Source organism: Limnochorda pilosa, assembly GCF_001544015.1.
Taxonomy (GTDB): domain Bacteria; phylum Bacillota; class Limnochordia; order Limnochordales; family Limnochordaceae; genus Limnochorda; species Limnochorda pilosa.
The window spans coordinates 3,371,804-3,396,088 of the sequence record NZ_AP014924.1 but is presented as its reverse complement, the minus strand read 5'-3'; the positions used below and the strand labels follow the sequence as shown (position 1 = coordinate 3,396,088).

The window sequence follows — 24,285 nt, the reverse complement described above, 5'->3', positions numbered from 1 at the left end:
GGCGAAGCCGGTCCGTTGCGGCCCGGTGGGGAGCGCCCCTGGGCCAGCGGTGGGGGTGCCCCTTCAGCGCGAAACGAAGGGGTTCCCCCGGATCCAAAAGCGCCAGGGCTTCTGGCTCCAGGCCCCGGCGTACTCCACGCCGACGCGGGGGCCCGTGGCGACCTCCCAGCGTGCGGGTGCCGGGGGCGGCCCCAGGCGCAGCGGGGAGGCACGCAGCGACCAGCCGTACTGATCCATGGAGACCCCCAAGGCCCGGGCAAGGCGAGCCGGGCCTGAGGTGAGGGCCTGGACGGCCCGGGGCGGGCGGGGCTCCTGGCCGGTCCATACCGTTGCGAGGGCAGGCGCGAACCGACCTTCCCACGCGGCGACCTCCTGCACCGCCTCAGGGGGCTGGCCCCGGCGCCGGGCCATGAGGGCGAGACCCCGCAGTGGCTGGAGCGCCCGCAGGAGCACGGCGTGGGGGGTACCCTCGGGGCCGGCCACCACGTTCATGCAGTGGTGCATCCCGTAGACGGAGAAGACGTAAGCGTGACCCGCCGGACCGTACATGGCCCTCACCCTCTGGGTGCGACGGCCGTTGCGCGAGTGGGCGGCCTGATCCTCGGGGCCTTGGTAGGCCTCCACCTCCACGACGAGCCCGGCTGTCTCGCCTTCAGGCGTCCGGTGGGCGAGCTCGCAACCGAGAAGCGCCCTGGCCATCTCCAACACAGGTAGGGAGAGGATCTCATCCAGCCAAAGATCGGCATCCCGTACGGGCACAACGGCTCGCCTCCACGGAAGGGTTCCCGCACGGCCCCTTCGGTCCCTCCGAGCGCAAGGAGGAGAAAGGGCCGAAGAGTGCGTACTTTGCAGGCAGGAGGCCTTCTCAGTATGGACATCCGAGCGCGGGCCGACCGGCTGCGCCAGGGCGGCCCCGAGAAGTACCACCAGCAGCTGCGGGAACAGAAGAAGCTCTTCGTCAGGGAACGTCTGGACCTCCTCCTCGACCCGGGAAGCTGGGTGGAGGACGGCCTCTTCGCCAACACCCTGGCCGACGGCCTGCCGGCGGACGGGGTCGTGACGGGCCTGGGGCGCATCGACGGGCGGGCCGTGGCGGTGATGGGCAACGACGCCACCGTGAAGGCGGGCTCGTGGGGCGCCCGTACCGTGGAGAAGATCCTCCGCATCCAGGAGACGGCCCGGCGGCACCGGCTTCCCCTCTTCTACCTGGTCGACTCGGCCGGCGCCCGCATCACCGACCAGGTGGAGATGTTCCCCGGCCGCCGGGGGGCGGGCCGCATCTTCTACAACCAGGTGCAGCTCTCGGGGATGGTTCCCCAGATCTGCCTGCTCTTCGGGCCGTCCGCGGCGGGCGGCGCCTACATCCCCGCCTTCTGCGACGTGGTGATCATGGTGGAGGGCAACGCCTCCATGTACCTGGGTTCCCCGCGGATGGCGGAGATGGTCATCGGCGAGCGGGTGAGCCTGGAGGAGATGGGCGGAGCCCGCATGCACTGCACCGTCTCCGGGTGCGGTGACCTGCTGGCCTCCAGCGAGGAGGAGGCCATCGCCCTGGCCCGGGCCTACTTCGCCTACATGCCCTCGCACTTCGAGGAGACCCCACCTGCGGCCGCGCCTCAGCCGCCCCGCCGGGATCCTGGGGAGATCGAGGCGCTGGTGCCGGCGGACCAGAACCGTCCCTTCGACATGCGGGAGCTGATCGACGCCGTGGTGGACGGGGGGTCCTTCTTCGAGATCAAGCCCCTCTTCGCCCCCGAGGTCCTCACGGGCTTCGCCCGCATGGAGGGGCGGGCCGTGGGCGTGGTGGCCAACCAGCCCAAGGTGAAGGGCGGCGTGCTCTTCGTGGACTCGGCCGACAAGGCCGCCCGCTTCATCTGGCTCTGCGACGCGTTCAACCTGCCGCTTCTCTACCTGGCCGACGTCCCGGGGTTCATGATCGGGTCGCAGGTGGAACGCCAGGGCATCATCCGCCACGGCGCCAAGCTCATCGCCGCCGTCTCCGAGACCGAGGTACCGGCCATCTCCGTGATCGTTCGCAAGGCGTACGGGGCTGGGCTCTACGCCATGGCGGGCCCGGGTTTCGGGCCCGACGCCACCCTTGCGCTCCCCACCGCGTCCATCGCGGTGATGGGCCCCGAGGCGGCCGTCAACGCGGTCTACTACCGTCACATTCAGGAGCTGCCGGCCGAGGAGCGGCCTGCCTTCATCCGGGAAAAGCGGGAAGCGTACGGCCGGGACATCGACATCCTGCGCCTGGCTTCAGAGCTGGTGGTGGACGAGGTGGTTCCCCCCGAGCGGCTCCGGGAGGAGCTCGCCCGGCGCTTCGCCCTCTACGCCGGTCGCGCCCGCGAGCGGGTTCCCAAGCATCACGGTGTGCACCCCGTCTGAGTGGGCGGGGCGGGTGCAGGGACCGGCCGGGGTACGGAGATCCAAGGAAGGGGTGACGGGTCGGTGGACGAGCCGGTTCGGCTGGCGGTGGCCGGGGGCATCGCGCGGATCACCCTCGACCGCCCGGAGCAACGGAATGCGCTCAACCGAGCCACGTGCCGGGCGCTGGTGAGGGCCTTCGAGCGGGCGGGCGCCGACCCCGGCGTGCGGGTGGTGCTCCTGCGAGGAGCAGGAGAGCAGGCCTTCTGCGCCGGTGCGGACCTGAAGGAGCTGGCCGAGATCCAGGCGGACGCCGACGCCGTGCTGGCGCGGCGGGCGTATTTCGGCGGGGTGGCCGACTGCATCCGGGCCATGGAGGAGAGCCCCGTGCCGGTGGTGGGCATGGTCTTCGGCCACGCGCTGGGTGGCGGCCTGGGGCTCGCGGCCGCCTGCGACATCCTCTACGTGGCCGACGACGCCCATCTGGGCCTGCCCGAGCTGGGCATCGGTCTCTTCCCCATGGTGGTGATGGCCCCGATCCTCCGGTCCGTGGGGCGGAAGAAGGCCATGGAGCTCATCTTCGGCGCGGGGCTGGTGAACGGGGCGGAGGCGGAGCAGATGGGCCTGGCGACCCGGGCCTTTCCCAGGGAGCGCCTGGAGGAGGAGACCGAGCGCCTCCTCGCGCGGGTCGCCTCCTTCAGCCCGGCGGTCCTGCGCGTCGGCCGGGAGGCCGCCGCCCGCATCGACGGCCTATCCGTACCTCAGGCCCTGGGGCTTCTGCGCGAGGCGATCACCGTGGCCTCGTCTACCGAGGATGCCCGGCGGGGCGTCACCTCGTACCTGGAACGGCGGAACCGGCCCTGACGCGCTCCGATGGAAGGGTGCCAAGGGAGGCTGACAGCGTGAAACGGGTCCGGATTGGAGCAGGCATGGGCTTCTACGGTGACAGCGTGCTTCCGGCCGTGGAGACAGCCCGGAAGGGCCGGGTCCAGTACATCGCCATGGACGACCTGGCCGAGCTCACCCTTGCCATCCTGCAGAAGGACCGGCGGAAGGACCCGAACCTGGGCTACACCCAGGACATCACCCAAACCATGCAGCTTCTCCTGCCCGAGGCTGTGCCCCGGGGCATCCGGCTGATCACCAACGCCGGAGGCATCAACCCGCCCGGGGCGGCCCGGGAGGTGCTCCGGGTGGCGAAGGAGCTCGGGCTGGACCGGCTCCGGGCGGCGGTGGTGACGGGCGATGCCATCGGCGGGCGGCTGGAGGAGCTGGAGGCGGCGGGGGTCTGCTTTGAGGACCCCGACACGGGGCGCACCCTGGACCAGGTCCGCGACCGGATCCTCTTCGCCTCGGTCTACCTAGGGTCAGACCCCATCGTTCGGGCCCTGGCCATGGGGGCCGACGTGGTGGTCACGGGTCGCACCACCGACACCGCCCAGTTCGCCGCACCGGTGATCCACGAGCTCGGCTGGGCTGCGGAGGAGTGGGACCGGATCGCCGCGGCCATCCTGCTGGGCCACCTGATGGAGTGCTCGGGGCAGGCCACGGGCGGCAACTTCAGCGGCCGCTGGTGGGAGGTGGAGGGGCTCGAGGCCATCGGGTACCCGGTGGCGGAGGTGGACGAGGAGGGCGGGATCCTCTTCACCAAGACCGAGGGGACGGGAGGCCTGGTGACGGTGGACACGGTGAAGGAGCAGCTCCTCTACGAGATCCACGATCCCTCCCGTTACCTGACGCCCGACGTGACCGCCGACTTCAGCCAGGTACGGCTGGAACAGGTCGGCCCCGACCAGGTGCGGGTGAGCGGGGTCCGGGGGCGGCCGGCGCCGCCCACCCTCAAGGCGCTGGTGGGGTACGAGGCCGGGTGGGCGGGCGAGGGCATGATGGGCTTCTCCTGGCCCGACGCGCTGGCCAAGGCCCGCAGGGCCGAAGAGATCGTCCGGCGGCAGATGGAGCGCCAGGGGATCGAAGCCGAGGAGGTCCACGCCTCCTTCGTGGGTTTCAACGCCCTGCACGGGCCCATGGCGCCTGAGCCGGACCCGGACAGCCTGAACGAGGTCTTCCTGCGCATGGCCATCCGCACCGGGCGCCAGGAGGACGCGGCCCGCTTCGCCCGGCTCTTCCCGCCTCTGGCCCTGAACGGGCCGCCCTTCATCGGGGGGCTGGGTGGGGTCGCCCGTCCCCGGCAGCTCCAGGGGTACCTGACGGGCTACGTCCCCCGGGAGCTGATCGAGCCGCACGTGCAGGTGGAGCTCCTGGAGGTGGGGTCATGAAGATCCGGCTGGCAGAGATCGCGCAGGCCCGCTCGGGCGACAAAGGCGATGCCTCGGACATCAGCCTCTTCGCCCCCACCCCGGAGCTCTACGACCTCTTCCGCCGGGAGGTGACGCCGGAGCGGGTGAAGGCCCACTTCGGCTCCTGGTGCCGGGGACCGGTGCACCGCTGGGAGGTGCCCGGCATGCGGGCGCTCAAGTTCGTCCTCGAGCAGGCCCTGGGCGGCGGGGCGCCCTCGTCGCTCCGGCTCGACAACCTGGGCAAGTCCATGGCCTCGGCCCTGCTGCGGATGGAGCTGGACGTGCCCCAGGAGCTGCTGGAGGGCGTGCCCCGCCTGCGGCCGCCGCGCTCCTGAAGGAGGCGCCCGTGTGTTTGCTCGGGTCTTGATCGCGAACCGCGGCGAGATCGCCTGCCGCATCATCGACACCTGCCGCCGCATGGGCATCGAGACGGTTGCCGTCCACTCCGACGCGGACGCCGGCAGCCGGCACGTGCGGATGGCCGACCGGGCGTATCCCATCGGGCCTGCGCCCGTGACCCAGAGCTACCTGAACGTGGAGCGGCTGCTGGAGGCTGCCCGGGCGTCGGGGGCCGAGGCCGTCCATCCCGGCTACGGGCTCCTCTCGGAGCAGGCGCGCTTCGCCCGATCCGTGCTGGGGGCGGGCCTGACGTGGATCGGGCCGCAGCCGGAGGTCATGGAAGAGATGGCGGACAAGCTGGCGGCCCGGCGGCGTATGGAGGCCGCGGGGCTTCCGGTGGTGCCGGCGAGCGGCCCTCTGGCCAGCGCCGGCGAGGCCATGGAGGCCGCCGCTTCCCTGGGCTACCCCGTGATGCTCAAGGCGGTGGCCGGGGGCGGCGGCATCGGTATGGAGCGGGTGGGAGAACCCGCTGCGCTCGCCCCCGCCTTCGAGCGGGCTCGAAGCCGGGCGCAGGCCTACTTCGGCGATGGGACCGTCTACCTCGAGCGACTGCTGGAGCGGCCGCGGCACGTGGAGATCCAGGTTCTGGGGGACCATCACGGGCACGTGATCCACCTGGGGGGGCGCGACTGCAGCCTGCAGCGGCGCCACCAGAAGGTGATCGAGGAGGCGCCGCCGCCCGAGCTCGCTCCCGATCTGGCACGGGCGTTGGAGGAGGCGGCGTTGCGGGCGGTGCGCGAGCTCGGGTACCGCAACTCGGGCACGCTGGAGTTCCTGGTGGAAGGGGGGCGTTTCGCCTTTCTGGAGATGAACACCCGCCTGCAGGTGGAGCACCCGGTGACGGAAGCGATCACGGGGGTCGACCTGGTGGAGCAGCAGCTCCGGGTGGCGGCCGGAGAGCCCCTGGCGCTGACCCAGGACCAGGTGGCCCCGCGGGGCCATGCCGTGGAGGCCCGGCTCTACGCCGAAGACCCGGAGCGCTTTCTGCCCCGGCCCGGAACGGTGACCGGCCTGAGCTGGCCCCGGGGCGAGGGCGTGCGGGTGGACCATGGGCTCGTGGAGGGCTACGGGGTGACCCCCTACTACGATCCCCTGCTGGCCAAGATCGTTGCGTGGGGCAAGAGCAGGGCGGAAGCCATCGAACGGCTGGTGGGCGCGCTGCAGGAGACCCGGGTGGACGGGCTCGTCACCAACCGGGAGGCACTCCTCCGGGTCCTCACCCACACCCGCTTCCGCGCGGGCGCGGTGGACACGGCTCTTTTCGAATCGGTGGGAGGTCGAGGCGAGCGATGAAGCAGGTCCTGAGCGACATGGCCGGCATCCTGCTGGAGGTGAAGGTGGGCCCTGGCGACGAGGTCCGGCCCGGTCAGGAGGTGGCGGTGCTCGAGTCCATGAAGATGCAGATCCCCGTGCAGAGCGCGGAGGCCGGGGTGGTGCGCAGCATCCACGTCCAACCGGGCCACTTCGTGAACCAAGGTGACCCGCTGCTGGACCTGGAGTGAGCGCGGGCGAGCGGTGCGAAGTGGCTCTGCCTCCGGCACGTTCCCTTCATCGCTGGGGCCGTCGCCGGCGCGAGGCAGGCGTGCGGGGTCACCGGTCGGAAGAGGGGGCACCCTGCATGGGCTCTAGAAAGTCTCCGTGCATCCACCCGGCGGGTCCACCTGAGACGATGCGGTACCACCCTCCCCAGCTGTCCCGCACTGCGACCCGGTCGCCCCGGACGACCTGGCCGATGACCGCGGCCCCCAGGTCCGGCGCCTCGCGCACGTTGACCCGGGCACCGGTGACGACCATGGTGGTGGCCCCGGGCACCGGCAGGGGGCCCTCGAGGATGAGCGACGGGTCTCCATACTGGAGGAAGACCAACCAGCCCACGAAGAGGATGACCGCAGCCCAACCCAGCACGTCCACCCAGTGGACCGAGCGATGGGCGCGCCGCTGGCGCCGCCGGAGCAACCGCTCCCGGGCGATGGCGGCGGCGGGCGGAAGGGAGCTCGGGTTGGAGGGGGTTGAGCGCGCCGGGACCATCATGCAGAAAGCGCCCTCCTTCGTGTACCGGGGACTTCTCATGTTTCCCGGGAAATTCCTCCAGGCTCCGGCGAAGTTCAAGGGGAAAAACGGTGGGCGTCCTGGAGGAAGGGGTTGGCGCGCCGTTCTTCGCCGATGGTGCTCTCGGGACCGTGGCCCGGAAGGATCACCGTCTCGTCCGGCAGGCTCAGGAGTGAGCGGGTGATCCCATCGATGAGCAGGACAGGATCGCCACCGGGTAGGTCCGTGCGGCCGATGCTGCCACGGAAGAGGGCGTCTCCCGTGAAGACCCACGCCTGGCGCGGCAGCCAGAATGAGAGGCCTCCCGGTGTGTGCCCGGGGGTGGCCAGGACGCGGACCGACTGCCCCGCCACCTTGACCTGCTCCCCGCCATGAAGGAGGCGATCGGGGGGCGGCCCCTGCACGGGTTCGGGCAGCAAGCCCGTGAGGTTGGCCGAGAGGTTGAGGGTGGGATCGCCGATCCAGCCGGCTTCGGCGGCGTGGACCAGCACCGGCGCGCCCGTCGCTGCCTGCACCTGGGCCAGGGCGCCTATGTGGTCGAAGTGGGTGTGGGTGAGCAGGATGTAGGTGATCCTCAGGGCCCGGCGCGCGATGGCGTCCAGGATCCGGCCCGCGTCGCCCCCGGGATCGATGACCGCCGCCTCACCCTCGGGGCGGTGGAAAAGAAGGTAACAGTTCGACTCGATCGGGCCCACCACCAGCCGCTCCCAGCGCACCGCACCCACCTCCGTACCCGGGGTCGTTTCTTCGACACCGGCGGGCGACGAGCCTCCCAGGACTTTGCTCCGCGACGGGGAATCGAAAGGGCGAACAGATGCCGGGCGAGAGGGTGACGCGGCTCGCACCGCACCCCGGACCCGGCCGAACCGGGGAGGTGGAGGATCCGTGCGGTCTTGGGGCAGGGAAGGGAGGGCGGCACCGGTGGTGGTGCTGGCGGCCCTGCTGGTGGCGTGGTTGGCCGCGGGGGGCACGGGAGCCGAAGAAGCGCCAAGCGACCTCTTCGCGCTCGCGGAGGAGGTCTACGCCCGTCGAACCGGTGCCGAGGACGCGCGGCAGGCCATTGCCCTCTATCAGCAGGCCCTGGAGGCTGAGCCGGGGCGGTACCAGGTCCCCCTGCGTCTGGCGGAGGCGCACTGGTGGCTGGCCGAGCAGGTACCCAAGGAGGAGCGGCGGGCGCTGGTGGAGCAGGGTCTGGTCTACGCCCGGCGGGCGGTGGAGCTGGCCCCCGGCGAAGCGGAGACCCATTACTGGCACGGCGTCCTGCAGGCCCGGGTGGGTGAGGAACGGGGCATCCTGCAGAGCCTGTTCATGGTGGACGACGTGGTTAACGAGATGACCCGCACGTTGGAGCTCGATCCGAACCACGAAGGCGCCCACTACGTGCTGAGCCAGGTGTACCGCAAGGTGCCCGGATGGCCCCTGAGCGTGGGCGACAAACGGAAGGCCCTGGAGCACGCCCGCGTCGCGGCGGAGCTCAGCCCGGACGATACCTCCCGACAGCTGAACCTGGCCGAGTCCCTGCTGGCCCTGGGCGAGAACGACGAGGCGGCTCGGGTTTTGCAGAGGGTCTTGGATATGCCCTTGACACCCGGCGATGAGGTGAACAGCCGCAAGGACAAGGACCGGGCTGCTGAGCTCCTCGGTGAGCTGGGAGGATGAACGGCGGATGGGAAGGAGGCCTGCCCTGAGGGTGGGCGTGGCCGGCCTGGCCCGGCCCGGCGTCTGGCGCCGCCTGCGGGAGTGGCTCTCGCTGGAGGAGGTCGACGTCGTGGCGGCCGCCGACCCGGACCCGGAGCGGCGGGAACGCTGCGCCCGGCTGGGCGTGCCACGGGTGTACGGGGAGCCTCGAGAGCTCCTGGCCCGGGAGCCGCTGGACATCCTTCACGCGGCCGGGAATCCGGTGGAGCAAGGGGACCTGGTGGCCTCCGCCCTCATGCGCGGCCTGGACATCCTCGTGGAGCCGCCCCTGGCGACGGGGGCCCGGTCGGCCCTGAAGCTCCTCGCGGCCGCGCGGAGCTTCGGCGGCTTCCTGGTGCCAGCCTGGCCGGCCGCCTTCGACCCTGCCTGGCGGGGTCTGGTCGCGAACGCCCTCGAGGTGGGACGGCCCGTGCACCTGGACGCCGCCCTGACGCTGGCGCCGGAGCCCTGGTGGGGTGAGCTCGACGAGGAGCTCTTCGACGATCCGGACGTTTCCCTGCCAGGGGCGCTCGCCCTCGGGGCCGATCGGCTGGTGCACCTGGCGCTGGAGGTCTTCGGGACCCCTGCGACGGTGGCGGCCTGCACCGAGACGGAGCGGCTGTTCGGCCGCCCATGGGACCGGCGGGCCACCCTGTTCCTCCTCTACCCGTGGGGGACGGCGCGTTTCCGCATCAGGTTGAGCTTCGTGGAGGACGGTGCCGAGGTACGTCGCCCGGCGGGAGCGGGTCCCGTCCTCTTCGGGGAGAAAGGCGTGCTGGAGGTACGACGTCGCCGTCTCGCGCTCCAGCGCCTCTCCGACGGACGCCGGGCCAGCGTGCTCCCCGTAGCCGCCGGGGCGGCAGCCCAGCCGCCGGGCTGGTTGGTGCATGCCCTGAAACGTTCGGTGGCTCCTTCGGGCAGCCTGGGGCTCGATCGCCTGGCGGCCGTCTACCGGGTGGTGGCGGCCCTGGAGCGGTCGGCTGCGGCCGCCGGGAGCCTCCGAGCGGTGGAGTAGGTGCAGCCCCGGGGACCCCGGGGCTGCATGCCCTGGAAGGGTTCAGCCTCCGCAGCCGCAGCCGCCGCCAGCGGCGGCGCGAACCAGGAAGCCTGAGTTCATGGGGTCGGACCGGTAGTCGATGGTGGCCTCGTCCAGGTGAGGCGCACTGGCGGGATCCACGACCACCCGCAGGTCGCCGTGCTCAAGCACGATGTCGTCGGGTCGCGGGCTCTGTTCCCACGCCATGCCGAAGTGGATGCTGCCACAGTGGCACTGCCCCGTCACCGCGATGCGCAGTGCCGGCGCGGGGTCTCCCTGCTGGCGGACCATGGTGTCCAACTGGCGGGTCGCCTCTTCGGTGAAGAGCACGTTCATGGAAGGACTCACCCCCTGCCGACAGTCTAGCACAGAACGGCTAGTTCGTGCAGGCAGGGGGTGAAGATCACCGCCACCCGAAGACGTGCTGTCCGATCTGGCCGGTCACGTGAACCTGCCAGATCCAGCTCCCTCCGCCCACCTTGGCGGGGTTCCAGAAGTAGATGGCCCCGCCCGTGGGGTCCCACCCGTCCAGCGCAGCCTTGGTCGCCTGCCGCGAGAGCCGGTCGGGCTCCTCCCAGATGCGCCCGTTGGCCACGGGCTCGAAGGCGCCCGGCTGGAAGACGACGCCCGCGATGGTTCCAGGGAAGCGGCTGTGTCGCACCCGGTTGAGCACCACGGCCGCCACGGCCACGCGCCCGACGAAGGGCTCCCCTTCGGACTCCGCGTGTACCAGCCGCGCCAGGGTGTCCAGATCCCGGTCGGTGTACCAGGGCCGGGGCTCCGGGCGGGCCGGGCCGGGGGAGGAAGGAGCCGGGATGGGCGCGCGCGGCGCGGCCGCGTCCTCGGGAGGGACCGGAACCGCCGGGCGGGAGGCCGCTGGAGGCCGATCCTGGGGCTCCTCGGAAGAGGCCGTCGCCCGTGCCCCCGGGCGAGAAGACGCCGGACCAAGGCTGGCTCGAGTCGCGTGCGGGCTCGTCGGCGCCTGGATCTCGTTCCAGGCCGCCTCCGATCGACCGAGCGCCGTTCCCGCCAAGGGTGCCCCCATCATGATCACGGCCAGCGCGCACGCGAGCAACCGGGTGCCCGTGTGGACACGGCCGTTTCCCTGCCGCACCATCTGCATGATCTCCACCCCCCTTTCGTCCGCGGGCCAAAGGGCCCAACTCAGCATAGGCGGGTCCCATTATAGGATCCTGGGGAGCGGCCTGCAAAGCCAAAAGGTGCCAGGCTAGGGAGCCCGCATGCCTGCCAAACTGGGGCTGGCAGCTTCCTGAGGAAAACCACTCCTACCGAGGAGGGACGACGTTGGCCCAGGCCAACCTGACCACGATCGAGCTCCACCAGCTCCACGAGCGGATGATGGAGCACATCGTGGGCATCGAGAACTGCAGCTTGTGGTTGCGGCAGGCCCAAGATCCCGATCTGCGCCAGACGCTCCAGTCCCACCTGAACCAGTTCCAGCAGCACTTCCAGAAGCTCTTCGGGCAGCTGGGGGCCGAGCCTACCGGGCTCACGGGGGGCCAGCCCGGTGGCCAGGGGCTTGCCCCGGGATTTCCGCCCGTGGGCCAGCCGGGCGGGAACGGAGGGGGATGGGCATGGCAGCCCCAGGGCGGGAACTACCAGGCCCACGCCTTCCAGGCGGACCCCAGCGACACCCGCATCACCGACCCGGTCCTGGCAGCGAGCTGCCTCGTCTACTGCAAGTTCGAGAGCCTCGCGTGCAGCCAGGCCGCACTGGAAGCGGGCCACGGCTCGCTGCGCCAATGCTTCCTCGACGTGAGCCGGGACCATTCCCAGATGGCTCTGGAGCTCTATCAACTCATGGAGCGGAAGGGATGGTACCCGGTGCGCTTCGGCCCCGACAGCAACGTGATGAACCAGGTCCGCTCAGCGTACCAGGGAGCCCTGCGCCGGGCCCCGGCATACGCCGGCTGACGCAGGACGCCCGGTGGGAGGCCAGGGGGCTCCTGGGATCGCCTGAAAAGAGCACGATGAGAGCTCCATGGAGGCCGGGCGCGGTCGTACCGCGTGCCCGGCCCCCATGCTATAATGGAACCGTGAGCGACCCACCCGAGCGGCAGAGGGATCAGGATGACGCCCGGTGGATGGGCGAGGCCCTGGCCGAGGCCGAGGCAGCATGGCGGGCGGGCGAGGTGCCCATCGGGGCGGTGGTGGTGCAAGGGGATCAGGTGCTGGCCCGAGCGCACAACCGCCGGGAGGACTGGTCCGACCCCACCGCGCACGCGGAGTTGATCGCGGTCCGGCTGGCGGCCCGTGCCCGGGGCGGCTGGCGATTGACGGGTGCCACCGTCTATGCTACAATCGAGCCTTGCCCGATGTGCGCCGGCGCTCTCCTCCTGGCACGGGTGGACCGGCTCGTCTACGGTGCGCCCGACCCCAAGGCGGGTGCCGTGGATTCGCTGGCGAGGCTTTTGGACGATCCCCGGTTCAACCATCGGGTGGAGATCACCCGGGGGGTGCGGGCCGAAGAGGCGGCAGACCTCCTGCGCCGCTTCTTCCGGGAGCTGCGGGAGGGGACGGGCGGAGCCGTTGCACGGAGAGGTTGCTGAGCGGCCGAAAGCGGCGGTCTCGAAAACCGTTAGGCGCCTTCCGGTGCCTCGTGGGTTCGAATCCCACCCTCTCCGCCAGGGAAAGGCCTCAGCCCGGAGGGATGCGAGAGCGGACGAATCGGCATGCCTGGAGAGCATGTGAGGGGCTTGTCCCCTCCGTGGGTTCGAATCCCACTCCCTCCGCCAGGCCCACCTGCCCCGCCCGGGCGGGTGGGCCTCTTCCATGCCCGGGCCGCGAGCGCCGGCGCCGGGAGGGCGGCGCCCGCCGCCCGGCGATCCGGGCGCCGGGGTTCCGCACGACGGCCTCCCGGCGTTTGACACACCCGCGGCCGGACTATAGAATGAGCCTGACCCCGGCGCCGGCGCGAGGCCGGAGCGTTCTTTGCCGTGCTAGACGGGGAGGTAGCGGTGCCCTGTACCCGCAATCCGCTATAGCGGGGTCGAATTCCCGTCCGAGGCTGGGCCTTGTGGGGACCGGGCCCGGCCAGTGGTGCTGACGGCCGGGTCTTGCGCAACAGGATCCCACGAACCCCGTCAGGTCCGGAAGGAAGCAGCGGTAAGTGGGCCCGCCTGTGTGCCGCAAGGGCGCCTGGCCCGAGCCGACTACCGGGATTCCGCCTGGAAGGCCCCGGTCGACGACGGGTGCACGGCAAACGTTGGGCGGCCGCCGGTGCGGCCGCCCTCTTGCGATATCAGAGGCGGGAGATGCTGGAGGGAAGACCGTGGCTCACCTCTCCCTGTACCGTAAGTGGCGGCCTCAACGGTTCCAGGACGTGGTGGGGCAGGAGGCGGTCGTCCAGACCCTGCGCAACGCGCTTCGGCTCGGCCGCTTCGCCCACGCCTACCTGTTTTCGGGCCCCCGCGGGACCGGGAAGACCACCCTGGCCCGCTTGCTGAGCAAAGGGCTCAACTGCCGGCAAGGCCCTACCGGCGATCCGTGCGGTACCTGCCCGTCCTGCCAGCGCATCTCGGAGGGCCGGTCGTTGGACGTGATCGAGATCGACGGCGCGTCCAACCGCGGCATCGACGAAGTGCGCGAGCTCCGGGAGAGCGCCCGCTTCGCCCCCGCCGAATCCCGCTTCAAGGTGTACATCATCGACGAAGTCCACATGCTGACCCACGAGGCGTTCAACGCGCTCCTCAAGCTCCTCGAGGAGCCCCCGGCGCACGTGGTCTTCCTCTTCGCCACCACGGAGCCGCACCGGTTGCCGGCCACCATCATCTCCCGCTGCCAGCGCTTCGACCTGCACCGGCTGTCGGAAACGCAACTGCGGGGGAGGTTGGCCGAGGTGGCCGCCGCGGAAGGGATCGCTCTCGAGGAAGAGGCGCTCCGACTGGTGACGCGTATGAGCCAGGGCGCCTTGCGGGATGGGCTGAGCCTCCTGGACCAGGTGTCGTCCTTGGGCGACGGTCCCATCAGGGGCGACCAGGTGCGAGAACTCCTGGGTCTGGTGCCCGAAGATCGAGTGGACGGGCTCTTGGAGGCCCTGGCAGCCGCCAGCCCGGGCGCGTCCCTGGAGTGGCTGGCACGGCTGGAGGCAGACGGGGTCGACTTCAGGCAGCTCGCCCGGGCCGTGGTGGAGCGCGTGCGGGACCTGCTGGTGGTCCTGACGGTAGGCGATCCGGCCGAGCTTCTGGGCCTGGACCCTGGAACCGACGGCCCCCGGCTCTCGCGGAGCCGGGAGTTGGCCGAGCGCCTGGGGTGGGAGCGCCTCGAGCAGGTGGCGCAGCTCTTTACCCGTGCTGAAGGCGAGTTGCGGCGAGGTGAACCGCCCCGTCTCACCCTGGAGCTGGCCTCTCTGGAGGTCTTGAGGAGTGCGAGCCTCGAGGAACGGATCCGCCGGGTGGAGGCGCGCCTGGACGCACGGGGTTCCCAGGGCGCCGGCACTGAGCGGGCACCGTTCGGGCGTCCCGCGGCAGCCCCGGAGGCGGTGCCCTCCGGGCAGGCGCGGGAGGCGGAGCCGGTTGAACCGGCCAGGCCCCCTGAGCACGTGCAGAGAACCGAGGCCATCGGGAGCAGAACAGAGCCCGCCCCGGACCCGGCGCCTCCCGTGCGCACAGGTCCCGAGCAGGCGCATCAGGACCTGGCGGCCCTCTGGGAGGCGGTTTTGGCGGAGCTCAGCCGCTCGGCCGCGGGCCGCGCCACCCACGCCTTCGCACGGGAAGCCAGGCTGGCACATGTGAGCGGCGACCAAGCGGTGCTGGTCTTTCCCGCCGGGTATGCCTTCCACCGCTCCAACCTGGAGCAGAAGGCCCATCGCGAGCGGGTCCAGCGCCTCCTGGGCAGGCAGCTTGGAAGGCTCGTCCAGGTGCGGGTGGCTTCCGAAGACGAGGTTCAAGAGCCCGCTCAGGAACCCCCTGCCCCGGCACCGGTCCTCGCCGGCAGCGATCCGCTGCGCCCGGACGCAGGAGGTCGGGATGCAGAGCCCGAGCCCGGTGAGCCGGTGATCGAGGGACCGGTAGAGATCGAGGCCGTGCAGGATCCGGTGGTTCGTAAGGCCGTGGAGTTCTTCGGCGGGCACGTGGTCCGCATCGAGCGGAAGGGATGATGGCGGGGAGGCCGGAAGGGATGCCCAACATCCAGAAGATGATGAAGCAGGTTCAGCGGGTGCAGGCAGAGATGGCTCGGATCCAGGAGGAGCTGGGTGGCAGGAGGGTGGAGGGAACCGCGGGCGGCGGCGCGGTGCGCGTCGTCGCGAACGGTCACCAGGAGCTGGTAGAGGTGCTCCTGGACCCCGAGGCCGTCGACCCGGAGGACGTGGAGATGCTGCAGGATCTCATCCTCACCGCCGCGAACGACGCCCTCAAGCGCTCCCAGGAGCTGGCCGCCCAGGAGATGGCCAAGGTCACCGGAGGCCTCAACGTACCCGGGCTGCCGGGGTTGCCGTGATGGCCCTCCCCCGCCCGCTGGCCCGGCTGGTGGAGGAGCTGACCCGCCTCCCAGGCATCGGGCCCAAGACCGCGCAACGCCTTGCCTTCCACATCGTCGACCAGCCCGAGGAGCGCGTCTCTGCGCTGGCTGCGGCGCTGGTGGAGGCCAGGGAGCAGATAAGGACCTGTTCGGTGTGCTGCAACCTCACCGACGTGGATCCCTGCCGCCTGTGCACCGACCCCCAACGGGACGGGAGCCTGGTCTGCGTCGTGGAAGGACCCCGGGACGTGGTGGCGCTGGAGCGGACGCGCGAGTACCGCGGCCGGTACCACGTGCTCCACGGAGCCATCTCACCCCTGGATGGCATCGGGCCCGGCGATCTGCGTCTCAAGGAGCTCCTGGACCGGATTCGCTCGGGTGAGGTCCAGGAGGTCATTCTCGCCACCGATCCCGATCCGGAGGGGGAGGCGACGGCCATGTACCTCGGCAGGCTCCTGAAGCCACTGGCCGTTCGCGTCACCCGCGTGGCTCGGGGCATGCCCGTGGGGGGAAGCCTGGAGTACATGGATGAAGTGACGCTGGCCAAGGCCATGGAAGGGCGGCGGGAGGTCTCCTGAGAACCGGCCGCCCCGTGCGTCTGCCTGGGCGCCGTCATACCCGCCTACCGCCGGACATACCCTCAAGCGACACGAGCGCGTGGGGGGCGGCAGCGGTGGGCATGGCTCCCGGAAAAGGCGAGCGCGGAAAGAACGAGCTTCGGGCCGCCGGCCTGGTGGAGCAGCTGGAGGCGGCCCGGCAGGAGTGGCGGCAGGCGCGGGCCTACTTCGATGCGGTGAGCGACCCCGACCTGGTGGTGGAGGCCGTCCATCGCCTGGAGGCCAGCCAGCGCAAGTACATGTACCTGTGGAAGCTGGCCCGAGCCGAGGGTGTGCGGGTGGACCGGCAACGCATGGCTCGCTTCCTCTTCGGAACGGAGTCAGGATTTTCCTCTTGAAGGTACCCGCGGTCTCTGCTATGATTCGTGATTGCGGCCCCCACGGAGCGGAGCGATCCGCCCGCCGTGGTCCGAGCCGGCCAGACGTCCAAGAACCAGTTGCTTTCGAGCAGGACGTGTGGTATCATGTGAAATTGCCGCCGGGCGATACACCCTGCGGAGCGGACCTTGAAAACGGAACAGCGGACGAGAGCGGGCCAGAGGAAAGGTGTGTAGCCTCACGGGACCTGAGGTCGAAGCCGGCGTCGCACGGAAGTGCGGGGCGGCGGAGGCCGGTGAGGGGACTGTGAGGGACTCGCCAAGAGTCATCCGGAGAGTTTGATCCTGGCTCAGGACGAACGCTGGCGGCGTGCCTCATACATGCAAGTCGAGCGGACCCTTGGTGCGGAAGCCTTCGGGCGGAAGGGCCAGGGGTTAGCGGCGGACGGGTGAGTAACGCGTGGGCAACCTGCCCTCCAGAGGGGGATAACTCGCCGAAAGGCGGGCTAATACCGCATGAGTTCCTTCCGGGGCATCTCGGGGGGAGCAAAGGCCTTCGGGCCGCTGGAGGAGGGGCCTGCGTCCCATTAGCTCGTTGGCGGGGTAACGGCCCACCAAGGCGACGATGGGTAGCCGGCCTGAGAGGGTGGACGGCCACACTGGGACTGAGATACGGCCCAGACTCCTACGGGAGGCAGCAGTAGGGAATCTTGCGCAATGGGCGAAAGCCTGACGCAGCGACGCCGCGTGGGGGAAGAAGGCCTTCGGGTCGTAAACCCCTGTCCCAGGGGACGAGAAGGGACGGTACCCTGGGAGGAAGCCCCGGCTAACTACGTGCCAGCAGCCGCGGTAATACGTAGGGGGCGAGCGTTGTCCGGAATGACTGGGCGTAAAGGGTGCGTAGGCGGCCCGAGAGGTCCTGGGTGAAAGGCCCCGGCTCAACCGGGGAGGGCCCCAGGAAACCGGCGGGCTAGAGGGCTGGAGAGGGCCGCGGAATTCCCGGTGTAGCGGTGAAATGCGTAGATATCGGGAAGAACACCAGTGGCGAAGGCGGCGGCCTGGACAGAACCTGACGCTGAGGCACGAAAGCTGGGGGAGCGAACAGGATTAGATACCCTGGTAGTCCCAGCTGTAAACGATGAGTGCTAGGTGTGGTGGGGGAGATCCCTGCCGTGCCGCAGGTAACCCAATAAGCACTCCGCCTGGGGAGTACGGCCGCAAGGCTGAAACTCAAAGGAATTGACGGGGGCCCGCACAAGCGGTGGAGCATGTGGTTTAATTCGAAGCAACGCGAAGAACCTTACCAGGGCTTGACATCCCGCGAACCCCCGGGAAACCGGGGGGTGCCCTTCGGGGAGCGCGGAGACAGGTGGTGCATGGTTGTCGTCAGCTCGTGTCGTGAGATGTTGGGTTAAGTCCCGCAACGAGCGCAACCCCTATCCGATGTTGCCAGCCCACGGGGGGGCACTCATCGGAGACTGCCGGCGACAAGCCGGAGGAAGGCGGGGATGAGGTCAAATCATCATGCCCCTTATGCCCTGGGCGACACACGTGCTACAATGGCCGGAACAGCGGGAAGCGAAAGGGCGACCTGGAGCGAATCCCTGTAAATCCGGTCCCAGTTCGGATCGCAGGCTGCAACCCGCCTGCGTGAAGGCGGAATCGCTAGTAATCGCGGGTCAGCATACCGCGGTGAATACGTTCCCGGGCCTTGTACACACCGCCCGTCACACCACGAAAGTCGGGAAGACCCGAAGCCGGTGGCCCAACCTGCAAAGGGGGGAGCCGTCGAAGGTCGGCCCGATGATTGGGGTGAAGTCGTAACAAGGTAGCCGTATCGGAAGGTGCGGCTGGATCACCTCCTTTCTAAGGAGACTCTGTCCTCTCTCGTCCCTCGCTGTTCCGTTTTCAGGGTCCTCGGACCCTGGAGCAGGCTTGGCCTGCTCGGGAAGAGCACCTTGACAACTGCACAGGGCAGAAGCATCTTTACGGCCAAGCAAGAGAAGGCCGACGGTGGATGCCTAGGCGCTTTCGGGCCGATGAAGGACGGGGCCAGCACCGATATGCCCCGGGGAGCCGCTAGCAGGCTTTGATCCGGGGATCTCCGAATGGGGCAACCCGCCAGGGCGAGGAGTCCTGGCAGCAAGGCGCAAGCCTTGCGGGGCACCGGGGGAAGTGAAACATCTCAGTACCCCGAGGAAGAGAAAGCAACCGCGATTCCCCAAGTAGCGGCGAGCGAACGGGGAAGAGCCCAAACCGTCCGGGCTGAGAAGCCCACCGGCGTTGCCCGGGCGGGATTGTGGGACGGTCCGTCGGGCGACGGTGGTCGCCCGGGGGGAACGGAGAGCCGAGCTGAAGGGCCTGGAAAGGTCCGCCAGAGAGCGTGAAAGCCGCGTAAGCGGAGGCTCGAAGGGAACCCGTGACCGATCCCGAGTACCACGGGACACGAGGAATCCCGTGGGAATCCGGGGGGACCACCCTCCAAGGCTAAATACCCGAAGCGACCGATAGCGAACCAGTACCGTGAGGGAAAGGTGAAAAGCACCCCGGAAGGGGAGTGAAAGAGAACCTGAAACCGTCGGCCGACAAGCAGTCGGAGGGGCGATAGGCCCTGACGGCGTACTTTTTGTAGAACGGACCGGCGAGTGGTCCTGAGGAGCGAGGCGAACCGGGGGAAGCCGGGAAGCCGGAGCGCAAGCGAGTCTGAACAGGGCGACGAGTTCCTCGGGGCCGACCCGAAGCTGGGTGAGCTACCCATGGCCAGGGTGAAACCTCGCTAAACCGAGGTGGAGGCCCGAACCACGTGGTCGTTGAAACGGCCTGGGATGAGCTGTGGGTAGGGGTGAAATGCCAATCGAACCCAGTGATAGCTGGTTCTCCCCGAAATCGCTTGAGGGCGAGCCTGGTCGAACGAGTTGCGGGGTAGCGCGCTGATGGGGGAAGGGGCCGGAGAGGTTACCAACTCCCGTTAAACGACGAATCCGCAACCCGAACCGGCCGGAGTCAGACTGCGGGGGATAAGCTCCGTGGTCAAAAGGGAAACAGCCCAGATCGCCAGCTAAGGTCCCCAAGCACGGGCTCAGTGGTAAAGGTGGTAGGGTCGCGCAGACAGCCAGGAGGTTGGCTTGGAAGCAGCCATTCCTTGAAAGAGTGCGTAATAGCTCACTGGTCGAGTGACCCTGCGCCGAAAATGTAACGGGGCTCAAGCCCGTCACCGAAGCTGCGGGCCTCCTCCTTGGAGGAGGCGGTAGGGGAGCGTTCCGCACGCCGCTGAAGCCGAACCCGGAAGGGACGGTGGAGGGTGCGGAAGTGAGAATGCCGGTATAAGTAGCGCAAAGGCTGGTGAGAATCCAGCCCGCCGAAAGCCTAAGGGTTCCTGAGGAAGGTTCGTCCTCTCAGGGTCAGTCGGGACCTAAGCCGAGGCCGAAAGGCGTAGGCGATGGACAACGGGTCGACATTCCCGTACCACCGTCTTCCCGTCTGAGCGATGGGGTGACGCAGGGGGGCACGGTCAGCCCACGGATGGAAGCGTGGGTCCAAGCGGGTAGCCGGGCGGGGGAGGCAAATCCCTCCCGCCATCCAACGGTGAGCCGTGATGGGGAGCGAAACTCAAGTAGCGAAGGACCGGAGCCCGGACTGCCAAGAAAAGCCTCTAGCGAGGGAAGCGGTGCCCGTACCGCAAACCGACACAGGTAGGCGAGGCGAGGATCCTAAGGCGCGCGAGAGAACCCCTGTTAAGGAACTCGGCAAAATGCCGCCGTAACTTCGGAAGAAGGCGGGCCCTGCCGGGTGTAGCCCCCAGCGGGCGAAGCTTGGCGGGGCGGCAGAAGAGAGGCCCAAGCGACTGTTTACCAAAAACACAGGTCTCTGCGAAGGCGCAAGCCGATGTATAGGGGCTGACGCCTGCCCAATGCCGGAAGGTTACGGGGAGGGGTCAGGGCGCAAGCCCGAAGCTCCGAACCTAAGCCCCGGTCAATGGCGGCCGTAACTATAACGGTCCTAAGGTAGCGAAATTCCTTGTCGGGTAAGTTCCGACCTGCACGAATGGCGTAACGACTTGGGCGCTGTCTCGACAGGGGGCTCGGCGAAATTGTAGTACCCGTGAAGATGCGGGTTACCTGCGACTAGACGGAAAGACCCCGTGGAGCTTGACTGTATCCTGGGAGTGGACGTCGGCTGAGGGTGTATAGGATAGGTGGGAGGCTGGGAAGCCGGGACGTCAGTTTCGGTGGAGCCACCGGTGGAATACCACTCTCCTTCAGTGGGCGTTCTAACCGAGCCGTGTGAATCCACGGCCGGGACCCTCCCAGGGGGGCAGTTTGACTGGGGCGGTCGCCTCCTAAAGTGTAACGGAGGCGTCCAAAGGTTCCCTCAGCGCGGTCGGAAATCGCGCGGCGAGTGCAAAGGCACAAGGGAGCTTGACGGCAAGACCGACAGGTCGAGCCGGGGCGAAAGCCGGGCTTAGTGATCCGGTGGTACCGTGTGGAAGGGCCATCGCTCATCGGATAAAAGCTACCCCGGGGATAACAGGCTGATCTCCCCCAAGAGTCCACATCGACGGGGAGGTTTGGCACCTCGATGTCGGCTCGTCGCATCCTGGGGCTGGAGTCGGTCCCAAGGGTTGGGCTGTTCGCCCATTAAAGCGGTACGCGAGCTGGGTTCAGAACGTCGTGAGACAGTTCGGTCCCTATCTGTCGCAGGCGCAGGAGATCTGAGGGGATCCGTCCCCAGTACGAGAGGACCGGGACGGACGCACCGCTCGTCTACCAGTTGTCCCGCCAGGGGCACGGCTGGTCCGCGATGTGCGGACGGGAGAAGCGCTGAAAGCATCTAAGTGCGAAGCCCACCCCAAGATGAGATCTCCCACCCAAGGGGCGCAAGCCCTGAGGGGTAAGACCCCTGGAAGATGACCAGGTTGATAGGCCGGCGGTGCAAGGCGGGCAACCGTCTCAGCTGTCCGGTACTAATCGGTCGAGGGCTTGGCCGTCCTTGCTTCGCCCTGTGCAGTTCTCAAGGTGCTCGCGCCGCTGGCGGGTTCCGGGGCATCCCCCGGCTCGCTAAGCGCCGGAGGCTAACCCGCTCGCCGGGGGATGCCCCGGAACCCGCAGCCGTCTCGGTGGAGGGGCGGCGCGGGGCTGGATGGGCGGAAGGCCCGAGCGAGCGGCGAGCACTGGCTGTTCCACCTGGAGGACACCGGTCCTCCGGGGTACCTGACAACCTGTAGCGGAAACTTTTGCTGAGGGTCCTTTTCGGGCGGCGGGATCACCCGCCGAACGTATTCGCCGAAGGCGCACAAGTGAGGCGGGTGATCCCACCGCCCGAACCAGAGACCTGCAGCGCAACGTTTCCCGGTGGCCATGGCGGAGGGGCCCCACCTGTTCCCATTCCGAACACAGTCGTTAAGCCCTCCTGCGGCGATGGTACTGCGGGGGTAGCCCCGTGGGAGAGTAGCACGCTGCCGGGAAGCCTTTGAGGGCGGGTAACCGCCCGCGTCGCGGGGTGGAGCAATGGTAGCTCGTCGGGCTCATAACCCGGAGGTTGTCGGTTCGAATCCGGCCCCCGCAACCACCTGAAGCCCTGGGAGGCATCGCCTCCCAGGGCTTCTCGCGTGTGCGCCCGGCGGGGCGCACACACCTGGGGGAACGGTTAGCCGAACGGCGAGGGTGCCCATCGCGTGGGATGCGAAGGAAGCCGAAGGCAAAGCGCTGGCCCGACGAACAGGAATGGCATACGAGGCGGGCACGCTGGGTGAGGAGGCACGAATGAGAGGGGGTTACCCTCCTGCCTGGGACACGGCGCGCGGTTCGGTTGCTCCGGGCGGGCGGGTCGGCTATGATGGGCTGGGCACGAAAGCCAGGGCCGGACGTGCGGGGCGGCCCACGGGTGGGGGATGGCGATGGCCGATCCGGGCAGGGCGCTGCAGGGGAGAAAGGTGGTCCTGGGGGTTACCGGGAGCATCGCCGCCTACAAGGCGGTGGAGCTTGCCCGGCGGATGACGCAGCTGGGCGCCGAAGTCCAGGTCATCATGACCCAGGCGGCGACGCGGTTCGTCGCGCCGCTCACCTTCCGGGAGCTGACCTACCGGGAGGTGCTGGTGGACCTTTTCGATCCTCCGGCGGGTCAGCTCATGCGCCACGTGCACCTGGCGGAGGAGGCGGAGGTCCTGGTCATCGCTCCGGCCACGGCCAACATCCTGGCCAAGATGGCTGCGGGCATCGCCGACGACCTCCTCACGTGCACCTTTCTCGCCACCCAGGCGCCGGTTCTGGTGGCCCCTGCCATGAACCGGATCATGTACCTCCACCCGGCGACCCAGGAGAACCTGGCCCGCCTGGCCCGCTGGGGCGTGGCGACCGTGGGGCCCGAGTGGGGCCCGCTCGCCACGGGGATCGAGGGGCCTGGCCGGATGGCGTCGGTGGACGCGATCATCAAGCAGGCCTCCGAGATGGCGGCCGGCGGGCGGGGTCTGGTGCCCTGGCCGGGCAAGAGCGACCTTGCCGGCGTACGGGTGCTGGTCTCCGCCGGCCCGACCCGCGAAGCGGTGGACCCCGTTCGGTTCCTGACCAACCGCTCCTCGGGCAAGATGGGCTTCGCCGTGGCCCGGGCCGCCCGGGATCGCGGGGCTCAGGTGGTCCTGGTCACGGGACCTGTCTCCCTGGCCGATCCTCCCGGCGTAGAGGTGGTACGGGTGGAGACCGCGGAGGAGATGCGGACGGCCCTGCGCGACCGGTTTGCGGCCTGCGACGTTCTGGTGATGGCCGCGGCCGTGGCCGACTTCCGCCCGGTTGGCTACTCGCCGGCGAAGCTCAAGAAAGGAGAGCACGCCGGCGGCCTGCGCCTGGAGCTGGAGCCGACCCGAGACATCCTGTCGGAGCTGGCCACCCTCCGCTCCCAACAGGTGCTGGTGGGCTTTGCCGCCGAGACGGAGGCGAGCCTCGACCGCGCCCGTGAGAAGCTCCGGGCCAAGGGGGTGGACCTCCTGGTGTTGAACGACGTCACCCAGCCCGACGCGGGCTTCGAGGTTGACACCAACCGTGCGATCCTTCTAGGCCGTTCGGGGGAGGTTGAGCCCCTGCCCCTCCTGCGCAAGGAGGAGGTCGCCCATCGCCTGCTGGATCGGGTGGTGGCCCTGCACGGGCCTACCACTCCCCGAGGGCCCGCAGGCGACGGTGGATCGCAGCCAGCCCGTCGAGGATGAGGTACGGCTCCACCCGGTCCACCTCATCCAGCTCCGGGCCGATCAAAGGCGCAAGCCCGCCCGTGGCCACCACCCGGGCCTCTCCTCCCAGCTCCTGTCGGATCCGGCGGGTGACCTCCTTGACCTGCCCGACGGTTCCGAAGTAGATCCCCGCCTGGATCGCCTCGGTGGTGCTCTGACCGATGGCCCGGGTGGGCCGCGCCCAGCCGATCTTGGGAAGCTGCGCCGTCCGCTCCACCAGGGCCTCCAGAGAGATCTGCATGCCGGGGAGGATGGCGCCTCCCAGGTACTCGCGCTCCGGGGAGATGGCATCGAAGGTGGTCGCGGTGCCGAAGTCCACCACGATGGCCGGCAACCCCACCAGCTCTGCAGCGGCGAAGGCGTTGACGAGCCGGTCGGCTCCCACCTCATAGGGGCGATGGTACCGGATGGTAAGGCCCAGGTCCACCTCGTGGGTCACGACCCATACGGGACGGTTCAGGTAGCGATCGATCGCGCCCTTCCAGAGGTCCAGCACGGGGGGGACCACGGACGCGACGGCCACCCCCTCCACCGCTTCGGGGTCGATCCCCCGGTGGCGCAGGAGCTGGATCAGGAGAAGCCCCAGCTCGTCCTCGGTCCGGTCGGAGTTGGTGGTCAACCGCCACTGGGCGACCTGCCGCTCTGTGTCATAGGCCCCCACGGCCACCTTGGTGTTGCCCACGTCCATGGTGAGGAGCACCCGTCTCACCTCCTGGGGATGAACCAGCTTGGTGGCCATTCCTTTCGGGGGGGCCCATTCCCTTCTCTCCTCTGCGGCAGGAGGCCGCAGGATCCGGGTGGAAACCATGCCCCTACGGGGGTCCCA

21 protein-coding genes, 3 tRNA genes, 3 rRNA genes and 1 other RNA gene are annotated in these 24,285 nt (G+C 69.3%); 22 read left to right on the top strand and 6 right to left on the bottom strand.

Features of this window, described 5'->3' with window-relative positions; translation table 11 throughout:
* Positions 1 to 63 precede the first annotated feature (63 nt).
* Positions 64 to 759 (bottom strand): DNA-3-methyladenine glycosylase, encoded by a 696-nt coding sequence (locus LIP_RS15190; RefSeq protein WP_231699315.1) that lies wholly within the window; start codon positions 757 to 759, stop codon positions 64 to 66.
* Between the two features lie 111 nt (positions 760 to 870).
* Here LIP_RS15190 and LIP_RS15185 point away from each other — a divergent pair, with 111 nt between their 5' ends.
* From LIP_RS15185 to LIP_RS15160, 6 genes are all read left to right on the top strand, one after another.
* Entirely contained in the window at positions 871 to 2,388 is a 1,518-nt protein-coding gene (locus LIP_RS15185; RefSeq protein ID WP_068140269.1) for an acyl-CoA carboxylase subunit beta, read from the top strand.
* 63 nt (positions 2,389 to 2,451) lie between these two features.
* Complete coding sequence (locus LIP_RS15180) at positions 2,452 to 3,231, top strand: enoyl-CoA hydratase/isomerase family protein (RefSeq protein ID WP_068140264.1); 780 nt, start codon at positions 2,452 to 2,454, stop codon at positions 3,229 to 3,231.
* A gap of 38 nt (positions 3,232 to 3,269) precedes the next feature.
* Entirely contained in the window at positions 3,270 to 4,643 is a 1,374-nt protein-coding gene (locus LIP_RS15175; protein WP_068140262.1) for an acyclic terpene utilization AtuA family protein, read from the top strand.
* A complete protein-coding gene (locus LIP_RS15170; protein WP_068140258.1) occupies positions 4,640 to 4,999 on the top strand; it encodes an AtuA-related protein in 360 nt (119 codons plus the stop codon). Before LIP_RS15175 ends, LIP_RS15170 begins: the two co-directional genes overlap by 4 nt.
* 13 nt (positions 5,000 to 5,012) lie before the next feature.
* A complete protein-coding gene (locus LIP_RS15165; protein WP_068140256.1) occupies positions 5,013 to 6,356 on the top strand; it encodes an acetyl-CoA carboxylase biotin carboxylase subunit in 1,344 nt (447 codons plus the stop codon).
* Positions 6,353 to 6,565 (top strand): biotin/lipoyl-containing protein, encoded by a 213-nt coding sequence (locus tag LIP_RS15160; protein WP_068140253.1) that lies wholly within the window; start codon positions 6,353 to 6,355, stop codon positions 6,563 to 6,565. Before LIP_RS15165 ends, LIP_RS15160 begins: the two co-directional genes overlap by 4 nt.
* An 88-nt stretch (positions 6,566 to 6,653) precedes the next feature.
* On the opposite strand, the gene LIP_RS15155 is transcribed toward LIP_RS15160, so the two are convergent.
* Both LIP_RS15155 and LIP_RS15150 read right to left on the bottom strand, forming a co-directional pair.
* A complete protein-coding gene (locus tag LIP_RS15155; RefSeq protein ID WP_068140250.1) occupies positions 6,654 to 7,094 on the bottom strand; it encodes an SH3 domain-containing protein in 441 nt (146 codons plus the stop codon).
* 74 nt (positions 7,095 to 7,168) lie between these two features.
* The gene (locus LIP_RS15150) at positions 7,169 to 7,828 is read right to left on the bottom strand and encodes an MBL fold metallo-hydrolase (RefSeq protein ID WP_068140247.1); all 660 of its coding nucleotides are present in this window, start codon (positions 7,826 to 7,828) and stop codon (positions 7,169 to 7,171) included.
* Positions 7,829 to 8,033: 205 nt separating this feature from the next.
* On the opposite strand from LIP_RS15150, the gene LIP_RS15145 reads away from it, so the two are divergent.
* Positions 8,034 to 8,771, top strand: a complete 738-nt coding sequence (locus tag LIP_RS15145) for a tetratricopeptide repeat protein (RefSeq protein ID WP_068140244.1) — start codon at positions 8,034 to 8,036, stop codon at positions 8,769 to 8,771.
* Between the two features lie 7 nt (positions 8,772 to 8,778).
* Positions 8,779 to 9,804 (top strand): Gfo/Idh/MocA family protein, encoded by a 1,026-nt coding sequence (locus LIP_RS15140; protein ID WP_082726419.1) that lies wholly within the window; start codon positions 8,779 to 8,781, stop codon positions 9,802 to 9,804.
* Positions 9,805 to 9,846: 42 nt separating this feature from the next.
* Here the strand turns inward: LIP_RS15140 and LIP_RS15135 are convergent, their stop codons facing one another.
* The gene (locus LIP_RS15135) at positions 9,847 to 10,161 is read right to left on the bottom strand and encodes a HesB/IscA family protein (protein WP_082726418.1); all 315 of its coding nucleotides are present in this window, start codon (positions 10,159 to 10,161) and stop codon (positions 9,847 to 9,849) included.
* A 67-nt stretch (positions 10,162 to 10,228) separates the two neighbouring features.
* Positions 10,229 to 10,948 carry a cell wall hydrolase gene (locus tag LIP_RS15130; protein ID WP_198409576.1) on the bottom strand — a complete coding sequence of 240 codons (720 nt, stop codon included), beginning with the start codon at positions 10,946 to 10,948 and terminating at the stop codon, positions 10,229 to 10,231.
* 182 nt (positions 10,949 to 11,130) lie between these two features.
* On the opposite strand from LIP_RS15130, the gene LIP_RS15125 reads away from it, so the two are divergent.
* The 14 genes from LIP_RS15125 to coaBC all read left to right on the top strand — a co-directional run bounded on the left by LIP_RS15125 (position 11,131) and on the right by coaBC (position 23,438).
* A complete protein-coding gene (locus LIP_RS15125) occupies positions 11,131 to 11,760 on the top strand; it encodes a spore coat protein (protein WP_068140235.1) in 630 nt (209 codons plus the stop codon).
* A 122-nt stretch (positions 11,761 to 11,882) separates the two neighbouring features.
* A complete protein-coding gene (tadA, locus tag LIP_RS15120) occupies positions 11,883 to 12,395 on the top strand; it encodes a tRNA adenosine(34) deaminase TadA (RefSeq protein ID WP_331456620.1) in 513 nt (170 codons plus the stop codon).
* Positions 12,382 to 12,473 (top strand) — tRNA-Ser (locus tag LIP_RS15115). Before tadA ends, LIP_RS15115 begins: the two co-directional genes overlap by 14 nt.
* Before the next feature lie 17 nt (positions 12,474 to 12,490).
* Positions 12,491 to 12,581: transfer RNA gene (locus LIP_RS15110), tRNA-Ser, on the top strand.
* 199 nt (positions 12,582 to 12,780) lie between these two features.
* Positions 12,781 to 13,045: signal recognition particle sRNA large type (gene ffs / locus LIP_RS15105), an RNA gene on the top strand.
* A 72-nt stretch (positions 13,046 to 13,117) separates the two neighbouring features.
* Positions 13,118 to 14,944, top strand: a complete 1,827-nt coding sequence (gene dnaX, locus LIP_RS15100) for a DNA polymerase III subunit gamma/tau (RefSeq protein WP_068140229.1) — start codon at positions 13,118 to 13,120, stop codon at positions 14,942 to 14,944.
* A 20-nt stretch (positions 14,945 to 14,964) separates the two neighbouring features.
* Positions 14,965 to 15,285, top strand: coding sequence for a YbaB/EbfC family nucleoid-associated protein (locus tag LIP_RS15095; RefSeq protein ID WP_162492754.1), 321 nt, complete (start codon positions 14,965 to 14,967; stop codon positions 15,283 to 15,285).
* Positions 15,285 to 15,884, top strand: a complete 600-nt coding sequence (recR, locus tag LIP_RS15090; protein WP_068142156.1) for a recombination mediator RecR — start codon at positions 15,285 to 15,287, stop codon at positions 15,882 to 15,884. The genes LIP_RS15095 and recR overlap by 1 nt, the downstream gene beginning before the upstream one ends.
* A 101-nt stretch (positions 15,885 to 15,985) precedes the next feature.
* On the top strand, positions 15,986 to 16,261 hold the full coding sequence (locus tag LIP_RS15085) for a DUF2508 family protein (RefSeq protein WP_144440643.1): 276 nt from the start codon (positions 15,986 to 15,988) through the stop codon (positions 16,259 to 16,261).
* A gap of 306 nt (positions 16,262 to 16,567) precedes the next feature.
* Positions 16,568 to 18,106: ribosomal RNA gene (locus LIP_RS15080) — 16S ribosomal RNA — on the top strand.
* 124 nt (positions 18,107 to 18,230) lie between these two features.
* A 23S ribosomal RNA gene (locus LIP_RS15075) occupies positions 18,231 to 21,227 on the top strand.
* A gap of 360 nt (positions 21,228 to 21,587) precedes the next feature.
* A 5S ribosomal RNA gene (gene rrf / locus LIP_RS15070) occupies positions 21,588 to 21,704 on the top strand.
* The 16S, 23S and 5S rRNA genes sit together here with 1 tRNA gene alongside, the layout of an rRNA operon.
* A 29-nt stretch (positions 21,705 to 21,733) precedes the next feature.
* Positions 21,734 to 21,808 (top strand) — tRNA-Met (locus tag LIP_RS15065).
* A gap of 328 nt (positions 21,809 to 22,136) precedes the next feature.
* Complete coding sequence (coaBC, locus tag LIP_RS15060; protein ID WP_068140219.1) at positions 22,137 to 23,438, top strand: bifunctional phosphopantothenoylcysteine decarboxylase/phosphopantothenate--cysteine ligase CoaBC; 1,302 nt, start codon at positions 22,137 to 22,139, stop codon at positions 23,436 to 23,438.
* Here coaBC and LIP_RS15055 read toward each other — a convergent pair.
* Positions 23,380 to 24,159, bottom strand: a complete 780-nt coding sequence (locus LIP_RS15055; RefSeq protein WP_068142155.1) for a type III pantothenate kinase — start codon at positions 24,157 to 24,159, stop codon at positions 23,380 to 23,382. The genes coaBC and LIP_RS15055 overlap by 59 nt on opposite strands.
* Between the last annotated feature and the right edge of the window lie 126 nt (positions 24,160 to 24,285).